The following is a 19647-nucleotide window of genomic DNA, read 5'->3' as shown; positions in this document are numbered from 1 at the left end:
CGCGGGCGGTGTCAAGGCAGTGTCGATTCGGATGCGGAGGAGCTTCGACGCTGAGTAAGGCCACAGAACTAGACGACGCCACGGCGGTGAGCCGGGCTCGGGGTGGCGACCTGGAGGCCTACGAGGTCCTGGTCGCCCGCTACACCGTGCCCGCGCACCGGGCCGCCGTGCTGCTCGGCGCGGGGGACGACGCCGACGATGTGGTGCAGGAGGCGTTGGTGAAGGCGTACCGGCAGTTGTCGCGCTACCGCGGCGAGTCCGGCTTCCGCCCGTGGCTGCTCGCCATCGTGGCCAACGAGACCCGCAACCTGCACCGCTCGCGCCGCCGCCGGGACGGGCTGGCCCTGCGGGCGGCCGCGGTGACCGAGCCGCTGCGCGACGAGCCCGACCCGGCCGACACGGTGCTGGCCCGGGACCGCCGCGAGCGCCTCGTGCGCACCCTCAAGCTGCTCCCGGAGCGCGATCAGGAGGTGCTGGTCTGCCGTTTCCTGCTCGACCTGGGCGAACAGGAGACGGCGACCGCCCTGGGCGTGCCCAAGGGGACCGTGAAGTCGCGGACGGCCCGGGCGCTGGGCCGCCTCCGCGAGCACCTCGCGACCGAGGAGGTGCCCGGTGCCTGAGAACCACGACGACCTGATCGCCGAACTGCGCGACCTCGACCCCTGGCTGGCCGTGCCCGGCCCGGCCGACCAGCGCGCCGCCGTGCGGGCGAGACTGACCGCGCCCGTACGGAAGCGCCGTTGGCGTCTCTGGCTGGCGTCCGCGCTGGCCGCCGTGGTCGTGACCGTGACCGCGGTCGAACCGGCCCGCGCCGCCGTGGTCGACGCGGTCGTCTCGGTGCTGCACGTGGCCGGCATCGAGGTGCGCCAGGCCGCCCCCGCCCCGCCCCGGCCGAGCCCGAGCCCGCTGCCGTCGACCGGCGTCGTCACCCTCGACCAGGCCCGGCAGCGGGCGCCGTTCACCGTGAAGCTGCCGGCGAGCCTCGGGACGCCCGAACGCGTCGAACTGGCCGATCCCGACGCGTCCGGAGTGCCGAGAGTGGTCAGCGTGGCGTATCGCGGCGGCACGGTGCGGTTCGACCAGTTCGCCGGTTCCGCCGCCGTCTTCTTCAAGCAGGCCGAAGGGGCGCGCTGGGTCGACTTCCCCGGCGCGTCGATGGCGATCTGGCTGCCCGAGCCGCACACGCTGACCTACGTCGACCGCGCCGGCACGGAGCGACAGGCGACGGCCCGGCTGGCCACGCCGACCCTGATCTGGGAGTCGGAATCGGTCACCTACCGTCTCGAGGGCTTCACCGATCTGGATCAGGCCCGCGCCGCGGCAACCTCCCTGAAATAGAAAGCTGTCCACATCGCGCCATGTCGCCTCTGCGGCAGGGCGAACATCTCCCGACGGCCCATCGATCGACTTCAGAATGCGGTTCATCTCGAAACGCAAAGGAGCCGGTCGTGACACCTTCGACACGCCTCACCGGTGCTCTCGCCGGTCTCCTGATCGGAGCCGGCAGCGTCGCCGTGACCCCGCCAGGTCCCGTCGGCGCTGCCACCCCGTCGCCCGCGCCCGCGGTATCGAAAACGCAGTCGATCACGCTGATCACCGGCGACGTCGTCCGGCTCGACCCGGCGGGGACGGGCCGGGTCGCGGTGACCGTGCGGCCGGGGCCGGGCCGCGAGGGCATGTCGTTCACGACCGTCGAGACCGACCGGGGCGTGCGGGTGGTGCCGGCCGATGCGGTGCCGCTGCTCGCCGACGGCCGGGTCGACGCCGAACTGTTCGACGTGCAGCACCTGATCGATGAGGGCTACGGCGACGCGGCCGCTCCGACGCTCCCGCTGATCGTCCGGTCGGACCGGGCCACGGCCACCGCCCGTACGCTCGGCGCAGCCCCGGGCACAACACTGCCCAGCCTCAACGCCGTGGCCGTGCGCGCGGACAAAAGGACGCTCGCGGACTTCTGGCGTACGGGAATGGGAAGCGCAACCGACGCGCGCAGCGCCACCACCGACCGGGTCTGGCTCGACGGCAAGGTGCGGCCCGCGCTCGACCGCAGCACGGCGCAGATCGGCGCGCCCGAGGCGTGGAAGGCCGGACTCGACGGCCGGGGCGTCACCGTGGCCGTCCTCGACACCGGCGCCGACGCCACCCATCCCGACCTGGCCGGCCGGATCGCCGAGGCGCGCGACTTCAGCGACAGCGGCGGCACGGGTGACCACTTCGGACACGGCACGCACGTGGCGGCCACCGTCGCGGGCAGCGGCGCCGGCTCGAACGGGCTGCGCAAGGGCGTCGCCCCGGGCGCGAAACTGCTGATCGGCAAGGTCCTCGACGACGGTGGGGTCGGCTACGAGTCTGGGATCATCGCCGGCATGGAGTGGGCCGCTGGCGCCGGCGCCAAGGTCGTGAACATGAGCCTCGGCGGCGGCCCGACCGACGGCACCGACCCGATGAGCGCCGCCGTCGACGAGCTCAGCGCCTCGACCGGCGCGCTGTTCGTGGTGGCGGCGGGCAACGACGGCGACGACGAATACACGGTCGGTACGCCCGGCGCCGCGCCCAGCGCGCTGACCGTCGGGGCGGTCGACCGCGAGGACCGGATCGCCGGTTTCTCCAGCCGGGGCCCGCGGTTCGGCGACGAGGGGCTCAAGCCCGAGATCACCGCGCCCGGCGTCGGCATCGTGGCCGCCCGGGCCGCGGGCACCGCGATGGGTGAGCCGGTCGACGACCTTTACACGGCGGCCAGCGGCACCTCGATGGCCACCCCGCACGTGGCCGGCGCGGCCGCGATCGTCGCCCAGCAGCACCCGGACTGGACCGGCGCCCGGATCAAGGACGAGCTGGTCAGCACCGCGAAGACGACGCCCGACTCGCCGGTCTACGAGCAGGGTGCGGGGCGGGTCGACGTGGCCCGGGCGACCAGCCAGACGATCGCGGCCACGGGGGTCGCCGACTTCGGGCTGCACGCGCTGGGCGATCCGGCGCAGTCGCGTCCGGTGACCTACACCAACACCGGCGCCACCCCGGTGACGCTCACTCTGCGCAGCTCGCTGCCGCAGATCACCGCGCCGGCCACGGTCACCGTGCCCGCCGGAGGCCGCGCCGACGTGACCCTGGGCTGGAACCTCCCGGCGGCCGGCCCGGGCCGGATCAGCGGCTGGCTCACCGCCACCGGGCCGGGCGGCGTGCTGGTCACGACCGCGATCGGCGGCACCCTCGACCGGGCGCGGCACCTGGTCACCTTCCAGGCCGTGGGCCCGGACGGGCAGCCGGCGGCGGTGCCGGTGCTGCAGGCGTTCGGCGACGACCGGCGGTTCGACGTGCTCAACTTCCTGATGCGGGGCGAGACCAAGACGTTCCAGCTGGCCGAGGGCGACTACCTGGTCGACGCCTCGATCCCGGACAACGATCCCCAGGACGAGCAGGACTACCTGGTGACGATCCCCGAACTGAAGGTCGACCGGGACCTGACCGTCACGCTCGACGCGCGGACGGCCCGGCCGATCCGGATCGAGACGCCGAAGCCGGCCGAGCAGCGGACGGTCGAGAGCTACTACGTGCACCGGGTGACCGGCAGCGGGCGGGAGATCACCAACGGGTTCATGAACTTCAGCAACGTCCAGAAGATCAACGTGACGCCGACGAAGAAACTGCGGTCGGGTCAGTACGAGTTCTCGTCGCGCTGGCAGCTGGTGGCCCCGATGGTGCAGGCGTCGATCCCCGGCGTCGACGGCGATCCGCAGATCAATTTGTGCGTCAACTCGCCGGCGTACGACGGAACCCGCCGTTTTGATCTGGTCAAGGGGCTCGGCGGGAACGTGCGCGGCAAGGCGGTGGTGCTCGAGTCGGACAACCCGGACGAGGCATCGCAGGCGGCGGCGACGGCCGGAGCGGCGGTGGTGTTCGTGGTGCTGCCGGCCGACCGCAGCGCCTGGCAGCCGTGGGATCCGAGCGGCGAGGTCCGGATGCCGATCCCGAGTGCGCTGGTCGCCCACGACGACGGGCAGCGGATTCTGGCGCGCGCGGCCCGGCCGGGTGCTCGTCTCACGCTGACGCTGACCCCCGACAGCCCTTTCCTGTACGACGTCTTCCAGGTCAGCAAAGGCACCGTGCCCGCGCAGATCGTGCATCGGGTGACCGCGGCCAACTCGTACCGGATCTCCTCGCGCTACGCCGACAACGGCGGGTTCGACTGGATCCGGGAGCAGCGCTTCGGGTGGCGCCCCTATCAGGACTACTCGTGGAACGACGCCTCGCGCTCGGTGCGGACGCCGTCGGTGCGCGACGAGTGGGTCTCGACCGGCGACAGCATCTGGCAGCACCAGGTGCACCACGAATATCCCTGGAACAACATGGGTGGCCTGCAGGGCGGCATCCGGGACGCCGCGGTCAGCTATCCGCGGGCCGGGTCGTCGGCGGAGGCCTGGTACGCGCCGATCGTCCGGCCCGCGACTCCGGTGGGGCAGGCCAATACCCGTACCGGAAATATCTTGAAGTTGCGGGTCGGATCGTTCGTGGACAGCACCGATCGGCACTGGCTGGTCGAGGGTTCGGCCGGGGCGACGCTCTCGCGCGACGGCACGGTGCTGGCCGAACTGCCGGACGGGTGGCAGGACGTTCCAGTGCCGGCCGGTGACGCCACGTATCGGCTCGATCTGGCGACCGCGCGGAGTAGTGACGAGTGGCAGTACGGAACGTCGACGTCGACCTCGTGGACCTTCAAGTCGGGCCCGGCCGGGACGCTGCCGCTGTTGCAGATCTCGTATCGGGTGACGGCGCTGCCCGGCGTGCTCGACGTGCGGGTGCCGGGGGCGCAGCGCGTCAAGGTGGCCCTCTCCGCGGATGACGGCGCGACGTGGAAGGACGCCGTTTCCCTGGGCACGTCGGTTCTCGTGCCGGCGGGGAAGGGGACGGTGTCGATCCGGGTCAGCGCCTCCGACAAAACCGGAAATACGGTGACTCAGACCGTGATCCGGGCTTACGGGCGAGCATCATGAGGCCGCTGGTCGAGGATCGCTGGCCCGCCTACAGCCAACCCCGCCGGGCGGCCTGGAAGGCCAGGCCGGGCCGGGTGTCCACGCCGGCCGCCTCCATCAGCCGGTCGAGGCGGCGCTGGACGGTCCTGCGGCTGACCCCGAGCCGGCCGGCGATCGACTTGTCCGGCAGACCGGCCACGAACAGCGACAACAGCAACTTGTCGGGCTCCTCCTCGCCGCCGTCGGGCAGCAGCGGGGTGGCGCGTTCCCAATAGCTCTCGAACAGGGCGACCAGCGCGTCGAGGAGCTCACTGGGCCGGATCAGGGCCGCGGTGGGCTCCCCGACGCCGCGCGCCGCATCCGGCACGAGCGGGCAGATGGCCAGCGAACGGTCGGCGATGGCCAGGCGTACGGGCAGGGCCGGAAGCGTGCGGGACAGCTCGCCCCGGCCCATGGCGTCGACGATGCTGTCCAGCTCGCCGGGCTTCTCGAGAAGCTCGCGTTCGTAGATCGCGCGGTAGCGGACGCCCCGCTCGAGCGCCGAATTTTCCTCGGTGTTGTCGGGGCCCTGCATGGCGATCGGGTTGGCCCGGCAGAACCAGAGGATCTCGTCGCGGGCCGAATCCTGCATCTCGCGCAGCCGGTCGCGGAGCGCGGCCGCCCCGGTCACGATCTCGACCAGGTGGTCGGAGCTGCGACGGCGGGTGTTGGTGCGGTATTCCTCGCTGAGCGCGGCCACCATCCGGCGGGCCGACTCGAGGGCCTGCTGCTCGCGCAGCAGCGTGTCACCCAGCGCGACGTCGGCCGGCAGGGCGTGGAAGGTCGGGCCGGCCGTGGCCAGCCCCTTGCGGTGCAGCGCCTCGAGCAGGGCCTGGGCGTCGGCCGGGGGCAGGCCGGCCTGTTCCGCGAGATCCCCGGGAGCGGCGCCGGCCATACGGACCAGCAGGCGGTAGGCGTGCTGCTCCGGCGCGGAGAGCATGTCGGACACGGCGTCACTGTAATTCTTCTCGGCACGGATCGATTAACCACTTTGTGCATTGCTGGACGTACGCTGAGTGTCGCCGTTGCCCCCGTCATCGATGGAGGACACCGAGTCATGACAGTGACCGCAGACGCCGGACAGTTGCTGCAGGCAGGCCTGGATCAGACTCCCTGCCTGGTGATCGATGTGGACGTGGCCCGCGCTCAATACGAGCGGATCGCGGCGGCGTTCGCCGGGGCCGGCGTGCATTACGCCGTGAAAGCGAACCCCGAACCGCCACTACTGAGAGCACTGGTCGCCGCCGGCTGCCAGTTCGACGTGGCCGGCCGGGCCGAGATCGACCTCTGCCTGGCCGCGGGCGCGTCCCCGGCCGACCTCAGTTACGGGCATCCGATCAAGAAGAGCGAGGACATCGCGTACGCGTACGCCCGTGGGGTCCGCATGTTCGCCTTCGACAGCGAGGGTGAGCTCGACAAGATCGTCCAGCATGCGCCCGGCTCCTCGGTGCTGTGCCGGGTGCTGGCCTCGAGCGACGGCGCCCGATGGCCGCTGTCGCGCAAGTTCGGGTGCGTGCCCGAGATGGCGGCCGAGCTGATGAAGGTGGCCGCGTTGCGCGGGCTCGACCCGGCCGGCATCGCCTTCCACGTCGGGTCGCAGCAGCTGCACCCCGACCGGTGGGAGCCGTCGATCGCCACCGCCGCCTGGATCTTCAAGGTGCTCGAGCAGTCCGGGATCACGTTGCGGATCCTGAACGCGGGTGGGGGATTCCCGGTTCCCTATCGCACGCCGGTGGCGCCGATCGCCGACTTCGCCGACTCGATCTACGCCGCGCTCGGCCGACATTTCGGGCACCGGCTGCCCTCGCTCATGATCGAGCCCGGGCGCTACATCGCGGCCCCGGCCGGGGTGCTGCACACCCAGGTCGTGCTGGTGGCGAAGAAGTCGTACGACGACGAACCGCGCTGGGTCTACCTCGATGTCGGCCGGTTCGGCGGGCTGGCCGAGACCGAGGACGAGGCCATCCAGTACGAGTTGTCGACCACCCGCGGCGGCCCGGCCGGCCCGGTGATCCTGGCCGGACCGACCTGCGACAGCGTCGACATCCTCTATCAGCACGCGCCCTACGATCTCCCGCTGGACCTGGCGGCCGGCGAGGTGATCCGCATTCTGGGCGCGGGGGCGTACACGGCCACCTATTCGTCGGTCGGCTTCAACGGCCTGCCACCGCTGCGTACGGTCGTTCTTCCTTGATTCCCGGCGGGGCGTGCCGATAAGCCGTTCATGCAGTTTCTCTCCGCCGTGATGCTGGCCGCCGCAATGGTCGTGCCCGCGCCCTATCTCACGAAGACGTACGCCGCCTCGTCCGAGGTTTTCGCGAACCCCGGGCGGGGCTTCTTCACCTACAGCGAGACCACCCTCGGCACCGGCTTCGAACCGCTGGATGCCGTTTCCCTCGCCCACGACCGGGTTGCCGACGCACACACCCTGGTCTATCGCCATTACTACCTGACGAAGTACCAGGCGGTGGACCAGATCTCGGCGGCCGACCTGGCCCTGATCAGCGCCGACTTCGGAACGGTCCGGAAGGCCGGCGACAAGATCGTGGTCCGGTTCTCGTACAGCGACTCCTCCGACCTCGACGCCCCACCGGCCCGGGTGCTGCGCCACATCGCCCAGGTCGGCCCGATCCTCAAGGCGAACGCCGACGTGATCGCCGCGGTGCAGGCGGGCTTCATCGGTCAGTGGGGCGAGTGGTACTACAGCAAGAACTTCTCGTCGTCGCCCGGCGTGCTGACCGCCCAGAACCGGGCCGACCGCAAGGCCGTGCTCGCCGCACTGCTGACCGCTACGGCGCCGACCACGCCGATTCAGGTGCGCACGCCGTCGTACAAGCGAACGCTCCTTCCCGACGTCGCCCGGATCGGCATCCACAACGACTGCTTCCTGGCCGGCACCGACGACTACGGCACGTACGAGGCGGCCGACGACACGAAGTGGCTGGCGTCCTCGACGACGATGCTGGTCGGGGGCGAGACCTGCGACGTCTCGTCCCGGTCGGGCTGGCCCAACGCGGGCGCCGAGATGGCCCGCTACCACTGGACCTATCTGAACCCGTCCTTCAACGCCGACGTCCTCACCTCGTGGGGCGCCGCCGGTCGCACCGAGGCGGCCCGCCGTCTCGGCTACCGCCTGCGCCTGATCCGGGCCGTGCTCCCGGCGACGGCCCGCCGCGGCGCCCAGCTGACCGCCACGCTGACCCTGACCAACGACGGCTACGCGGCCCCGATCGCCAACCGGCCGCTCAACCTGGTGCTGACCAGCGGCGGTTCGGTCCGGACGTTTCGCGTGACCGCCGACCTGCGCACCCTGACCCCGGGCCGGACCGTCACGGTGAAGGCCGCGTTCACCGCCCCCGCCGTCGGCACCTATCGTCTGGCGCTGGCCCTGCCCGACCCGTCGCCGCGCATCGCCGCCGTGCCCGCGTACGCCATCCGTCTCGCCAACCCCGGCGTGTGGGACGCCGCCCAGGGCCGCAACAACCTCGGAGCGACACTGAGAGTCACCGCGGCGTGAACCTGGCGCATTTCTGACGTTTACTGACGGCGGCTGCCATCGGGGCGTCACGTGGCGGTCGGCAACTGGTCCCCGCGGCGACACCCAGTATTGAAATGGTGCTGCGGTGTTCAGAGATCACGCCGTCGTCGCGCGCGTCACGGGGTTCGCCGGATCCTGTCTGGTCGCGCTCGGCGGGCTCGGCGCGGGGGCGCTCCCGGTCGGCATTCCGTTCTTCGCGGGGTTGAAGCACGTACGGATCGGGCTGGTCGGCGTCTACTGCGGGCTGGCCCTGCTGTTGCTGGCCTGGTGGTGGTACGGCCGTGCGACCCGCCACGACCCGGACGACGGCATCCGGTCGACCTGGCAGACCCTCGCCCTGTGGTCGGCCCCGATGCTGCTCGCGCCCCCGATGTTCAGCCGGGACGTCTACAGCTATCTCGCGCAGGGCATCATGCTCGGCGACGGCTACGACGTCTACCGGGTCGGGCCGTCGGCGCTGGGCGGCTTCTTCGCCGAACAGGTGCCCGCGATCTGGCAGCACACCCCGAGCCCGTACGGGCCGGTCTTCCTCCTGCTGGCCCGCCTGCTGACCGATCCGATCGGCGCCCATCTGCTCACCGGCGTCGTCCTGATGCGGCTGCTCGCGGTGGCCGGCCTGGCGCTGCTCGCCTACGTGATGCCGATCCTGGCCCGCCCGGCCGGCATCCGCCCCCGCTCGGCGCTGTGGCTGGCCGTGCTCAACCCGCTGGTGCTGATCCACTTCGTGGCCGGCGCGCACAACGACGCCCTGATGGTCGGCCTGCTCGGCGCCGGTCTGGCCGCCGCGATCCGGCATCGGCCGATCGCGGCCACCCTGCTGGTCGTCGGGGCCGCCCTGGTCAAGGCCCCGGCCGCGCTCGGCCTGGTCGCGGTCGCGGTGATCTGGGCGTCGCACCTGCCCGGCCGATGGCCCCGGCTGCGCGCCTCGGCCGCGGTGGGCGCGACCGCGGCCGGCGGGACCGCGTTGCTCACCCTTCTGGCCGGTACGGGCTACGGCTGGCTGGCCGCCCTCGACACCCCGATCTCGCCGCAGAACTGGTCGCTGACCACCGTGCTGGGCCGCTGGACGGCCGACGCCCTGCGCGAGGACGGCGTCGGCGACGTGTTCGTGATGAGCCTCTGGCGGTGGATCGGCATCCTGCTCACGCTGATCGTGGCCGGTCTGGTGTGGACCTATCTGGGCCGGTTGGGCCCGCTCTACGGACTCGGCATCGTGCTGGTCGCGGTGGTCGCGTTCGGGCCGGCGCTGCGACCCTGGTATCTCATCTGGGGCCTGGTGCCGCTGGCCGCCGCGGCCGCGCACCGCTGGGTCCGGCACGGGCTGGCCGGCGTCTGCGCGGTGATGGTGCTGATGGTGCTGCCCGACGGGTTCGCCGCCGACGCCGAACGGTTCCTGCTGGCGACGGTGGGCGCGCTCCTGGGCATCACGCTGTTCGCGGCCGTCCGGCTCGCCGCCGCCCCGGCGGTCACACGAGTGGCGGTCTCCCGATGAAGCGCGGCGTTTCGATCGAGAGCGGTGTCACGATGAAGCGCGGACTGAGCCCGTACGGGCAAATCTTGATCGTGGTCGTGGCGGCGATCGCCGTCGGCGTGTTCCTGGTGACGGTGCCGACCTTCCGGGGCTTCTTCGACCTGGGCGTCTATCGCGGCGCGGTGCACTACTGGCTGATCGACGGCGGCGACCTCTACGACTACCTCTACAACGGCACCGAGTACGGCTTCACCTATCCGCCGTTCGCCGCGCTCGTGTTCAGTCCGCTCGCCCTGACCAGCTGGCCGGTCGCGATCGGTCTCAGCATCGTCGTCAACGTGGCCGCGGTCGTCCTGCTGCTGCGCTGGTTCCTGATGCCGACGATCCGCCGCCAGGGCTGGCCGGTGTGGTTCACCTGCGCGCTGTTCTTTCTGGCCGTGCTGGTCTTCGAACCGGCCCGGGACAGTTTCAGCTTCGGCCAGGTCAACCTCGCGCTGCTGCTGCTGGTGTGCGTCGACCTGAAGGCCTTGACACTCAACAAGCGCTGGGCCGGCGTCGGCATCGGTCTGGCCACGGCGATCAAGCTGACGCCGGCCGTCTTCATCGGCTACCTGATCGTCACCCGCCAGTACCGGGCGGCCGCCGTCGCGACCGGCACCGCAGCGGGCGCGACCCTGCTCGCCGTCCTGGTCGCGCCGTCCACATCGGCCCAGTTCTGGCTGGGCGCGCTGTGGGACACCGACCGGGTCGGCCGTCTCGAGTACGTCTCGAACCAGTCGCTGCGCGGGGTGGTGGCCCGCCTCGACCTGCCTTCCGCGTGGTGGCTGGCCGCGGTCGCCCTCGTGGTGGCGGCCTGGTTCTTCCGGGTCCGGTCGGCGGGCCGTCCCGACCACGTCGCCGGCTTCGCCGTGACCGGCATCGTGGCCTGCCTGATCAGTCCGGTGACCTGGGTGCATCACCTGGTGTGGCTGCTGCCGGCCCTGTTCCTGCTGGTCGACGCCGCCCTGCGATCCGGTTCCCGCGGCCGGCTGGGCGTGCTGTTCGCCACCTACGTCATCCTGAGCAGCAGCGTGGTGTGGTTGTGGTGGGCCGGTTCGGAGGGCTTCCTGGCCGCGATCGGCAGCAACACCTACGTGTGGATCAGCATCGGCCTGATGCTGGCCGTCCCGTTCCGCCCACCCGTTGCGGTAAAAACTCCCGGCCCAGAGCCCGTACGCCTGAGCGACGCTCCGTAGTTGAAATCACTCAGATTGTTGCCGAGGAGATTCTCGGTCGGGTGATCGCACTCTGTGCAAAGCGGATAGCTTTGTGGCGTCCCGTGAGCTGGGGCGCCTGATCAACGATCACCCCGAAAACTACGGACCGCATCGGCATCCACATTCGACCCTCCCACGGACTGCCACGCCCTCGGCATCCAGGTCGCCGCGGAATGGGTGCAGGACGGCGAGACCGTCGAACTGCTCCGGACGTACGGCGTCGATTTTGTCCAGGGTTATTGGTGTGGCCGACCGGTGCCGATCGCGGCCGGCCTGGCGCCGCCGACCGAGTCGATCGAGATGGAGATCCGGCTGCCGGCTCAACGGGTTTGTGGAGGCTGAGGGACAGGGCCCGGCACCCCCGCGATGGAAGGCCCCGGCATTGACTCCCGTCCCGGGGCCAGCCACTCGCGGGCGGCCATCTGGGCCAGCGAGGGGAGCAGGTCGGTGGAACGGCGCAGCAACCACTGGTTGCCCTTGGTGGCCATCCACCAGACGCGCGCGCTCAGCGTCGGCAGCGGGTTGGTGGCGGCCAGCCCGGGCAGCGTGTGCACCGGATGGCCGGCGTCCCGCAACGCCGACGCGAAGCGGTGGGCCAGGTAGCGGTGGCCGACCTCGCTCGGGTGCAGGCGGTCCACGCTCCAGTGCGTCTTGTCGTAGGACGTGCCGCCGGCCAGGTCGACGTGGATCGTCGCGTGGCGGCGGGCGATCTCGTCCAGGGCCGTGTTCAGCGCCTCCATGCGGCGGCCGAGCGGGCGCGCGATCACGCCCGGCAGGTTGAACATGCGGCCCGGGTCGGGCAGGCGCGCGGTCAGCACCGTGGCGCCGCACGCGGTCAGGGCGGCCACCACGTCGCCCAGCCGGCGGGCGAGGATGTCGGCGTCGAAGTCGCCGCGCAGGGTGTCGTTCATGCCGACCAGCACCGACGCCAGGTGCGGGCGGAGTTCGAGGGCGGCCGGCAGCTGACGCTCGGCCACGTCGGCGGCGCGGGCGCCGCTCACGGCGAGGTTGTGGAAGTCGGTGTCCGGGGGAAGGGCCTCGGCGAGCAGAGCCGCCCAGCCGCGCCAGTTGCCGCCGGGCATCGGATCGCCGTACCCGCTGGTGACCGAGTCACCGAGGGACGCGAATCGGATCATGTCGTCACTGTGGACCCGCCGGTCGTGCGGCGGGTCAAGCGGCCGTGTCCGATCGGCGAAGAGAGGGCGAAGTCAGGACCGCATCAGCGCGCTCAGCCCGCCCGTACGCCGGAGCTTCTGCCAGCCGAGCCGCAGACCGGACAGCGCCGACAGCATCGACTGGATCAGCACCAGATACATCAGCTGGCGGTAGACGAACTGCTGGAGCGGTAGCCGCCACAGCGGGCGCAGCGATTCGCCGTCGAGCCGGAACGCGATGATCGTGCTGATCAACTGGATGCCGAGCACGCCGAACCAGGCGGCCAGCGTCATCACCGGGTCGAGGAAGATCAGGCCGTAGAGCAGGAACACGTCGATCAGCGGGGACAGCAGCGGCATCAAGGTCTGGAAGAGGGCCAGGTTGAGCAGGCCGCGCCGCCCGAACCGGCCGCCGGGACCACGCTCGACGATCGCCCGGCGATGCTTCCACATCGCCTGCATCGTGCCGTAGCTCCACCGGTAGCGCTGCCGCCACAGCTGCGACATGGTGGCCGGCGCCTCGGTCCAGGCGCGGGACCTGTCCTCGTAGACGACCCGCCACCCGGCCCGGATGATCGCGATGGTGAGGTCGGTGTCCTCGGCCAGCGTGTCCTCGCTGAGCCCGTCGACCTGGCGCAGCGCCTCCAACCGGAACGCGCCGATCGCCCCGGGCACGGTGGCCATGCAGTGCAGCACGTCGTAGGCCCGGCGGTCGATGCTGAAGCCGACGACGTACTCGATGTGCTGCCAGATCGGGATCATGCCGGTGCGGTTGGCCACCTTGGCGTTGCCGGCCACGGCGCCGACCTCGGCCGCGGCGAAGGGCTGCACGAGGATACGTACGGTATCGGGCTCGAAGACGGTGTCGCCGTCCATCATCACGATCACGTCGGTGTCGGCGTGCGCGATGCCGTTGTTGAGAGCCGCCGACTTGCCGCCGTTGGGTTGCCGCAGCACCCGTACGCCGGGATGGCCCAACGCCTCGGCGATCTCGGCCGTGCCGTCGGTCGAACCGTCGTCCACCACGATGATCCGGATCGGGTGCGTGCTCGCGACCAGCGAGGCCAGGGTCTCGGCGATGATCTCCTTCTCGTTGTACGCGGGCACGATCACGGTCACCGGATCGCGGTACTCGGCATCGGACTTGTCACGACGAGCATGGCGGCGCGCGAGCACCAGCATCAGGAGCAGCCGCGCGATCATCAGAATGCCCAGCACCAGCAGCAGGGCGGCAAAACCGTTGGTTACCGTACGGGCGACCTGCACCGCCCCCACGATGCCCCACCCGAAGACGCGTTCATCCGCGGTGGCGACCGGGTTCACCGTCTCCATCCCGGTCAGCGCGGCGATCGTGGTGAACGTGTAGCCCTCGTTCTTCAGCGTCGGGATGACCGTCTCGAGCGCCGTCGCCGTCTTCGACCGGTTGCCGCCGCCGTCGTGGAACAGCACGATCGCCCCGGCGTTGTTCCCGGGCAGCACGGCGTCGACGATGTCGGCCTGGGTGCTCCTGGTCTCCCAGTCCCGGCTGTCCAGGTCGTTGACCACGGTCAGATAGCCGCGCCCGCCCATCTCGGCGATGACCTGCCAGTTGCTGTTGTCCAGCGCGTCCACGGTCGACGAGTAGGGCGGCCGGAAGATCAGGCTGTCGTGCCCGGTCGCCCCGGCCAGCGCGAACTGCGTCTCGGACATCTCGACGTCGCGCCGCCACTGCCCCTTGGTCGACATGTCCGGGTGGGTGAACGTGTGGATGCCGATCTCGTGCCCGGCGGCGCGGACGTCGCGGACGATCCCCGGGTACTTGCTGATCTCCGAGCCGATCATGAAGAACACGGCCGGTACGTCGTACTTCTTCAGCACGGCCAGGATCTCGGGCGTGTACTGCGGGCTCGGGCCGTCGTCGAAGGTGAGCACGATCTGCTTGTCCGGCACGCTCACGGTCGACGTGGTGGAACCGCCGGTCTGGATGATCGGGCCGCCGTTCAGCGCCGCGGCCGGCACCTGGTCGGTCTGCGCCGTCGAATCGGCCGCCCCGTCCTGGGTGAACTCGCCCTCGACCAGACCGTTGACCAGCAGGATGCCGGTGAAGAGGAGGAGCACGACGACGAGCACGATCCAGCGCGGCTGGGGCACCCGTAGGCGCCGCCGGGCCGGAGCATCGACAGTCACTCGCCCTTATCGGCATATCCGGCGCAGACCTGAGCGATCGGGTGGGATAGTGGCGAAATGCGCCTCGCAGCGGCCTTGTTGCTCCTGGTCGCGGTTGGCGTCGCGGGCTGCTCGGCCGACGACAGCCCGGACGCCGGGACGACCGCCACCGCGTCGCCCTCGTCGGCCGGGGTGCCGCCCGCGGTCGCGCCCTACATCGACATCGTGAGCGGCACGGTCGACATCAGCGCCGCCGCCGAGGCGACCGGGCAGAAGAGCTACACGCTGGCCTTCATTCTGGCCAACAGCTCGGGCGCCTGCACGGCCACCTGGGGCGGCACGACCGCGCTGGACGACAGCACGGTCCAGACCGAGATCGACAAGATGACTTCCCTCGGTGGTACGCCCGTGGTCTCCTCCGGGGGCGCGACCGGCACCTATCTCGAGAGCGTCTGTACGGCCGACGAACTCGCCAAGCAGTACGCCGCCGCCCTCGACGCGGCCGGCAGCAACCACCTCGACGTGGACATCGAGCAGAGCATCACGCCGGCCACGGTCGTTCAGGCGCTGACCACGCTGCAAGCGGATCGCGGCACGTCGATCACGCTGACCGTGCCCGTCGGCGGGACCGTGCAGGGTCTGACCGACGCCAGCATCGCCCTGCTCCAGGCGGCGAAGACGGCCGGGCTGGACGTGACGGTCAACGCGATGACGATGAATTTCAGCGCGTCCGGCGACTGGGGCACGGCCATGACGACGGCCACCGAAGCCGTGAAAGCCGATGTGGCCGCGGTCTGGTCCGATCTCGACGACACGGCCGTCTACAAAATGCTCGGCGTCACTCCGATGATCGGGGTCAACGACACCGGTCCGGTCACCACTGTGGCGAACGTCAAGACCCTTATTGCGTACGGGGAAAAGCAGGGTCTCGGTTTTGTCCGCTTCTGGTCGGTCAACCGGGACAACGGCGGCTGCACCGACGGCTCGGTCAGTCCCACCTGCAGCGGCATCACGCAGACCGAATATCAGTTCACGAAACTGTTCGCCGCTTTCAAGAGCTAGCGGACGCGCTCGCACTCGGCGTCGCCGTGGTCGTGACGGTCGCCTTGGTGGTCAGTTCCGCACCCGAGGCCCGGGCCACGCTGACCCCGATGACGGCCAGATAGAGCGTGGCGAACAACGCGACCAGAAAGCCGGTGACCCCGACGATCCGCTTACGCCGGCCGGTCGCGTCGACGAATACCTGTGACATGCGAATTCCCTTTCCTCGGTTCCCGCCGAAAAGCTAGAAACCGAGCCTGAGGAATTCCGAGCCGCCGTCTATGCGGGCACTATGTGTCGCACGTCTACAACACTCTCCGTGTTGATGTCACTGCCCTTTGTGCGTCAGATAGCTTCGCGGCATGACGACGGGTGACTTTTTCGCCTCCCTGCCCCGCAAACTGGTCGGCGCCGGCGCGCTCATCACCGACGATTCCGGCCGTTTCCTGGTCGTCGAGCCCACCTACAAGGACACCTGGGAAATCCCCGGCGGCCTGGTCGAGGCGGGCGAGTCCCCGCTGACGGCCGTCCGCCGCGAGCTGCAGGAGGAGCTCGGACTGACCTTGCCGGTAACCACCCTGCTGGTGATCGACTGGACCCCGCCGCCCGCCGACCAGCCGACCCGTCCCGACGGCTTGATGCTGGTCTTCGACGGCGGCACCCTGTCGCCCGACCAGTGCGAGCAAATCACTCTGCCCGCCGACGAGCTCCGGAGTCACCGCTGGTGCACCGACGCCGAGGCCGCGCCGTTCCTGATCCCACGCCTGGCCCGCCGCATGACGGCCGCGCAGAAGGCCCGCGCCGCCGGCGCGACCCTTTACCTCGAGGACGGCGCCCAGTAATCCTTGGACCCTGGCCACAGCAGCAATCGACGACACTGACCAACCTCACCGCGAATGCCGCCCGGCCAACCTGCACCACATCCTCGACGAAGGGGGAGTCCACTCCTTCTCCACGGAAAGATCCTTCCGTGCCGTGATCCACGTTGTCGCCACCTGGCAGGCGGCCATAACGATGCCGCGTAGACCAGCTACGACAAGGGCGGTCAGCTGAACCTTCAAGCTTGTGAACCAGTTGCTACGGGGTCTTCTCGGCGTCTCACAAGCCTGCGGGACGGGTGGCGGGTGGCGGCTTTCGCACGGGTGATCCGGGGGCGCGTTGCCACCACAGGCTCAGGCCGACGGCGGTGACCACGAACAGGGACGCGGCCAGCACGAACCAGAACGTGATCTCGACGTCCTGCTTGCGCAGGTTGAACTCGCGCGGCAGGTCGGTCAGCACGCCGACGAGCTGGTCGGCGTCCTCGGCCCGGAAGTAGCGGCCGCCGGTCGTGTCGGCCACCTGGGTCAGCGCCTGCTCGTCGATCTCCTGGTTGCGGCCGCCCCCACGCCCGCCGCCCCAGCCCTGGCCGGCGCCGAACGGCGAGTCGCCGCCGATCTGGTCGGCCGTGCACACCATCGGCGCCGGCTCGGTCGTGCCGAACCCGATCGTGTAGACCCGCACCCGGCGGGCCGCCGCCTGCTGGGCCGCCGTCACCGGGTCGACGCCGGTGGTGTTCGAGCCGTCGGTCAGCACCACGATCGTGTCGGGCTCGTAGTCGCCCAATGCGCCGGGGGACGTGCTCAGGTCGACACCGGTCTTGGCCACCCGCGGGTTGCTCTCGGCGATCGCGTCGATCGAGGTCAGGATGGCCTGGCCGATCGCCGTGCCCCGGGCCGTACGTAGGGTGTCGATCGCGTCGAGCAGCGAGTTCTTGTCCGTCGTGGGCGCCACCAGCAGGCCCGCGATGCCGGAGAAGGCGACCAGCCCGATCCGGGTGCCGTCCTCCTGCTCGCGGATGAACTTGCGGGCGGCGTCGGTGGCCACCGTGAACCGGTTGGGTTGCACGTCGGTCGAGCACATCGACCCGGATACGTCGATGGCCAGCAGGATCGAGGTGCTGTTGGACGGCACCGAGATCGACGCCTGCGGCCGGGCCAGGGCGAAGCCGAGCGACAGCAGGCCGGCCAGGAACAGAAAGACCGGGATGCGCCGCCGCCACGACGTGCGGCCCGGGATCGCCGCCTTGATCAGCGCGACGCTGGAGACGGTGATCGCCGAGCGCTTGCGGCGCCGGTTGAGCCACCAGCGGATCGCCAGCAGCAGCGGCACCGCGAGCAGCGCGGTCAGTGCCCAGGGCCAGCTGAACGACATCAGACGATCCTTCCGTGCCAGCGGGTGCCGAGCACGGCCCCCAGCATGAGCAGCAGCAGGGCGGCACCGGCGAACGGCGCGGTCAGCTCCAGCGGTTCCTTCTTGGCGGTCAGCCGCAGGTCGATCGCCTTGGTCCGGTCGGTGAGGGTGTCCGCGTCGCCGGCCGGCAGGTAGGCGCCGCCGGTGGTCTGCGCGACCGCGGTGAGCAGCGACGCGTCGAGCGCGGTGCCGAGCTGGAAGCCGTCCACCTCGACGGTCGCGCCGCGTTCGGTGCCCACGCCGACGGCCTGGATCCGGACGCCCGCGGCGGCCGCGAGTTCGGCCGCGGCCTCGACGTCGGGTCCGCCCGTCTCTTGCCCGTCGGAGAACACCACGATCGTCGCCGAGGGCCAGTAGCCCAGGTCGGGTGCGGGTTCGCCGGCGGCCGGCAGGGTGACCGGCTTGCCGGTGATGGTGCCCAGCCCGACCAGGATGGCCTGGCCGAGCGAGGTGCCGCCGCCGGCCGACAGCCGGCCGATCGCGGCCAGCGACGCGGCGTGGTCGTCGGTCGGGGCCTGGGTGAGCAGCGCCTGGTCGCCGAAGACGAGCACCCCGACGTCGACCGTGTCGGGCTGGGCGTCGACGAACTCCTTGGCCGCGGCCTGGGCGGCGCCGAGGCGGGACGGCTGCACGTCGGTGGCCCGCATGCTGTTGGACACGTCGAACGCGAGCAGCACTGTGCCCGACACCCGGGGCACGCTGACCTCGGCCTCGGGACGGGCCAGACCGACGAGCAGGATCGGGAGGGCGAGCAGGATCAGCCCGTACGGGAGATGCCGTCGGAACCGGCCGGTGGGCGCGAACCCGGCCCGGCGCAGCGCAGTCGTGCGTCTCTTCTGCAGATTGACGTAGGCGATCACGGCGGCCGCGGTGACCAGGACGGCCACCGCGAGCACGAGCGGGTAGGAGAAGCTCACCGGCGATCCCGTCCCGAGCGGCTCACCATGTCGACCAGCACGGTCAGCATGTCCTGATCGGTGGTGATGCGCTGGGCGCTGACCCCGGCCCGGCGCATGCCCGCGGCCAGTTCGTCCTCGCGGGCCCCGGCCTGCTCGGCCAGCCGCCCGCGCAGCAGCGGGTCGCTCGTGTCGACCAGCAGCTGCTCGCCGGTCTCGGCGTCCTCGACCAGGATCATCCCGAGGTCGGGCAGTTCCACCTCGGCCGGGTCGACCACGCGGACCACCACCACCTCGTGCCGGTGGGTGAGCCGGGCCAGCGGACGGTCCCAGCCGGGGTCGCCGATGAAATCGCTCATCACGAAGACCAGGCTGCGCCGCTTGGCCGTGGTGGTCGCGGCCAGATGCAGCATGGCGCTGAGGTCGGTGGTCGCACCGGGCTTGCCCCTGGGTGCGGGCCGCAGCAGTTCGCCGGCGATCCGCAGCACCTGGTCACGGCCGCCGCGCGGCGGGATCACCCGGTGGCTGAGGTTGTCGAACAGGATCGCGCCGACCCGGTTGCCGCCGCGCGAGACGAGTCGCGCGATGGCGACGGCCAGTTCGGTGGCGGTCGACTCCTTGCCTTTCTCGCGGCCGAACCGCATCGACGCCGAGCGGTCGATCACCAGCCATGCCGTGAGCTCGCGGTCCTCGGTGTACTGCCGCACATACGGTTCGTCGAGCCGGGCGGTGACGTTCCAGTCGATGTGGCGTACGTCGTCCTCGGCCGAATAGAGGCGCAGGTCGGTGAAGTCGATGCCGGCGCCGTGCCACACCGTGCGGTAGTTGCCCTGCAGCCGCCCGTCGAGGCGACGGCCGAGCCGCCACTCCAGGCGTCGCAGCAACCGGTCCGGCGGCGAGGTCAT

16 protein-coding genes and 1 pseudogene are annotated in these 19647 nt (G+C 70.8%); 10 read left to right on the top strand and 7 right to left on the bottom strand.

The features are described from left to right. Positions 1 to 86 precede the first annotated feature (86 nt). The 3 genes from KOI35_RS39645 to KOI35_RS39635 all read left to right on the top strand — a co-directional run bounded on the left by KOI35_RS39645 (position 87) and on the right by KOI35_RS39635 (position 4991). Positions 87 to 620, top strand: coding sequence for an RNA polymerase sigma factor (locus KOI35_RS39645; protein ID WP_308121354.1), 534 nt, complete (start codon positions 87 to 89; stop codon positions 618 to 620). After that, a complete protein-coding gene (locus KOI35_RS39640) occupies positions 613 to 1338 on the top strand; it encodes a hypothetical protein (protein WP_215794501.1) in 726 nt (241 codons plus the stop codon). The genes KOI35_RS39645 and KOI35_RS39640 overlap by 8 nt, the downstream gene beginning before the upstream one ends. A 110-nt stretch (positions 1339 to 1448) precedes the next feature. Then, positions 1449 to 4991 (top strand): S8 family peptidase, encoded by a 3543-nt coding sequence (locus tag KOI35_RS39635; RefSeq protein ID WP_308121353.1) that lies wholly within the window; start codon positions 1449 to 1451, stop codon positions 4989 to 4991. Between the two features lie 28 nt (positions 4992 to 5019). On the opposite strand, the gene KOI35_RS39630 is transcribed toward KOI35_RS39635, so the two are convergent. Beyond that, on the bottom strand, positions 5020 to 5949 hold the full coding sequence (locus KOI35_RS39630; RefSeq protein ID WP_215794660.1) for a helix-turn-helix domain-containing protein: 930 nt from the start codon (positions 5947 to 5949) through the stop codon (positions 5020 to 5022). Positions 5950 to 6066: 117 nt separating this feature from the next. On the opposite strand from KOI35_RS39630, the gene KOI35_RS39625 reads away from it, so the two are divergent. The 5 genes and pseudogenes from KOI35_RS39625 to KOI35_RS39605 all read left to right on the top strand — a co-directional run. After that, positions 6067 to 7203, top strand: coding sequence for a type III PLP-dependent enzyme (locus KOI35_RS39625; RefSeq protein WP_215794497.1), 1137 nt, complete (start codon positions 6067 to 6069; stop codon positions 7201 to 7203). A 30-nt stretch (positions 7204 to 7233) separates the two neighbouring features. Further along, positions 7234 to 8526, top strand: a complete 1293-nt coding sequence (locus tag KOI35_RS39620; RefSeq protein ID WP_215794495.1) for a DUF4832 domain-containing protein — start codon at positions 7234 to 7236, stop codon at positions 8524 to 8526. Between the two features lie 106 nt (positions 8527 to 8632). Continuing rightward, positions 8633 to 10039 carry a polyprenol phosphomannose-dependent alpha 1,6 mannosyltransferase MptB gene (gene mptB / locus KOI35_RS39615; protein WP_215794493.1) on the top strand — a complete coding sequence of 469 codons (1407 nt, stop codon included), beginning with the start codon at positions 8633 to 8635 and terminating at the stop codon, positions 10037 to 10039. Next, positions 10036 to 11253 (top strand): glycosyltransferase 87 family protein, encoded by a 1218-nt coding sequence (locus KOI35_RS39610; protein ID WP_246614510.1) that lies wholly within the window; start codon positions 10036 to 10038, stop codon positions 11251 to 11253. The genes mptB and KOI35_RS39610 overlap by 4 nt, the downstream gene beginning before the upstream one ends. Before the next feature lie 174 nt (positions 11254 to 11427). After that, positions 11428 to 11616 (top strand): annotated as a pseudogene (locus KOI35_RS39605) (hypothetical protein); the annotation flags it as partial. Here the strand turns inward: KOI35_RS39605 and KOI35_RS39600 are convergent. After that, the gene (locus KOI35_RS39600) at positions 11595 to 12410 is read right to left on the bottom strand and encodes an SGNH/GDSL hydrolase family protein (protein WP_215794487.1); all 816 of its coding nucleotides are present in this window, start codon (positions 12408 to 12410) and stop codon (positions 11595 to 11597) included. The pseudogene KOI35_RS39605 and the gene KOI35_RS39600 sit on opposite strands and share 22 nt — an antisense overlap. A gap of 72 nt (positions 12411 to 12482) precedes the next feature. Further along, positions 12483 to 14594: a bifunctional polysaccharide deacetylase/glycosyltransferase family 2 protein gene (locus tag KOI35_RS39595; protein WP_215794485.1), complete on the bottom strand. Its 2112-nt coding sequence runs from the start codon at positions 14592 to 14594 to the stop codon at positions 12483 to 12485. Positions 14595 to 14651: 57 nt separating this feature from the next. Between KOI35_RS39595 and KOI35_RS39590 the strand changes: the two genes are divergently transcribed. After that, the gene (locus KOI35_RS39590) at positions 14652 to 15635 is read left to right on the top strand and encodes a glycoside hydrolase family 18 protein (protein ID WP_215794483.1); all 984 of its coding nucleotides are present in this window, start codon (positions 14652 to 14654) and stop codon (positions 15633 to 15635) included. Here KOI35_RS39590 and KOI35_RS39585 read toward each other — a convergent pair. After that, positions 15625 to 15825 (bottom strand): hypothetical protein, encoded by a 201-nt coding sequence (locus KOI35_RS39585; RefSeq protein ID WP_215794481.1) that lies wholly within the window; start codon positions 15823 to 15825, stop codon positions 15625 to 15627. The genes KOI35_RS39590 and KOI35_RS39585 overlap by 11 nt on opposite strands. A gap of 151 nt (positions 15826 to 15976) precedes the next feature. Here KOI35_RS39585 and KOI35_RS39580 point away from each other — a divergent pair, with 151 nt between their 5' ends. Further along, positions 15977 to 16456 (top strand): NUDIX domain-containing protein, encoded by a 480-nt coding sequence (locus tag KOI35_RS39580; RefSeq protein WP_215794479.1) that lies wholly within the window; start codon positions 15977 to 15979, stop codon positions 16454 to 16456. A gap of 256 nt (positions 16457 to 16712) precedes the next feature. On the opposite strand, the gene KOI35_RS39575 is transcribed toward KOI35_RS39580, so the two are convergent. The 3 genes from KOI35_RS39575 to KOI35_RS39565 are packed head-to-tail and all read right to left on the bottom strand — an operon-like array spanning position 16713 to position 19647. Then, complete coding sequence (locus tag KOI35_RS39575) at positions 16713 to 17807, bottom strand: VWA domain-containing protein (protein WP_215794477.1); 1095 nt, start codon at positions 17805 to 17807, stop codon at positions 16713 to 16715. After that, complete coding sequence (locus KOI35_RS39570; RefSeq protein ID WP_215794475.1) at positions 17807 to 18763, bottom strand: VWA domain-containing protein; 957 nt, start codon at positions 18761 to 18763, stop codon at positions 17807 to 17809. Before KOI35_RS39570 ends, KOI35_RS39575 begins: the two co-directional genes overlap by 1 nt. Next, positions 18760 to 19647 (bottom strand): DUF58 domain-containing protein, encoded by an 888-nt coding sequence (locus tag KOI35_RS39565; RefSeq protein WP_215794473.1) that lies wholly within the window; start codon positions 19645 to 19647, stop codon positions 18760 to 18762. Before KOI35_RS39565 ends, KOI35_RS39570 begins: the two co-directional genes overlap by 4 nt.

Origin of the sequence: Paractinoplanes bogorensis (genome assembly GCF_018829635.1) — a bacterium.
Lineage (GTDB): Bacteria > Actinomycetota > Actinomycetes > Mycobacteriales > Micromonosporaceae > Actinoplanes > Actinoplanes bogorensis.
Note: the sequence above shows the minus strand (reverse complement) of the source record. Positions and strands in the feature narration are given on the sequence as shown.